Here is a 1,315-nt window from a genome sequence, read left to right on the forward strand (position 1 = left end):
ATCATTGCTGGGCACTTATTCCCAGCTGATTTTCAATTGTTTATAATTTAGTTCTTTGACATTTTTGTAATCGTGTTCAGTAAGTATCTCATTTACAGCTGTCTTATCCAGTAGAGATATTCCCAGAATCTGTAGAATTTCGTAGATTGGCCGCTCAACTTTCAATTTGTTAGCAACAATAGCCACCAGGCAGTAAGTAATGAGCGCACAATAAACCTGTATTTTTACAGCGTTCATGGTTGTACCCCAAAATGATTTGATACGTAAATGCTGCTTAATCCATTTAAAGAACAACTCCACCGTCCATCTTTTCTTGTATAAGAGTGCTATTTCTGTTGCCTGAAGTTCGAAGTTGTTAGTGATAAAAACAAATACCCGATCTTGCTCAGCATCATAGAAAGTAATCTTTCGGATTTTGTCCGGGTAATCTTTCAAGGATTTTGGCGTAATGAGTTTACCTATCTGATCATAACGGATTCCTGTGGACTTATCTACTTTGTTTGAGTACATTCTTTTAAACTGTAGATTATCTTTGCTACGTATAACAAACCATGCTTCAGACTGATCTATTCGATACAAACGAGAGAAGTCAACATATCCTCTATCAAAGATATAGAAGCTTCCACTCTCATAATGAAGCCAGTCCATCGCATTAACATCATGCATTTTTGCAGGCGTAATTAGGATAAAACTGGGAACAGAGGTCTTCATATCATATAGGGTATGCAACTTAATACCGCCTTTATGCTTCCTGAATTCAGCCCACCAAAAGACACTTAAACATAAATCTATGGTGGAGGAGTCAAAGGCATAAACATTACCTTGGATGGCTATCTCGAAATCATCTTTGTAGTAGCTCTTACGGGCATTTTCTATCAACAAATAGGCAAACTCCTCAAAGATTTTGCAATTACGATTGCGGTTAGCTTTACCTAGATTGGTGCGAGTAACAGTAGAACCAAACCCCAAATGATAACATTTGGACCCATGAGCTTCCAAAGCTAACATCAAGTCACGCATGCTTTCTCGTGCAGTTAACTGCCCGAAGATCATACAGAGCATTTGATTCCAGCAGGTAAAGCTTCTCACATATTTATTCCCCGAGTACCTTTCAACGATGTTGTCAAACTGCCTACGAGGAAGGAAATCTGTAAGTTGAGCGAAGATATATTTGCCTTGATTCATATTTTCAGCTTTTGGGCAAAGCTAAAAATACAGAAGTCAATTCAAATCGTCACGCAACGAAAATCTTCTGAAACCACGATATACAAAACATTTCAAAGAACGATTTTTATTTTTTAGTGCCCACTAGTGA

The 1,315-nt window shown here is 37.7% G+C and carries 1 protein-coding gene; it reads right to left on the reverse strand.

Annotated features, from left to right (window positions below; all coding sequences use genetic code 11):
- Positions 1-15: 15 nt before the first annotated feature.
- Entirely contained in the window at positions 16-1,185 is a 1,170-nt protein-coding gene (locus D0T87_RS23550) for an IS4 family transposase (protein ID WP_163178598.1), read from the reverse strand.
- Between the last annotated feature and the right edge of the window lie 130 nt (positions 1,186-1,315).

Origin of the sequence: Bacteroides sp. 51 (assembly GCF_010500965.1) — a bacterium.
Taxonomy (GTDB): domain Bacteria; phylum Bacteroidota; class Bacteroidia; order Bacteroidales; family Bacteroidaceae; genus Bacteroides.

Bases quoted from the DNA above. Each gene is read 5' to 3' on its own strand.
- D0T87_RS23550 (WP_163178598.1), bottom strand. From the start codon at position 1,185: ATGAATCAAGGCAAATATATCTTCGCTCAACTTACAGATTTCCTTCCT.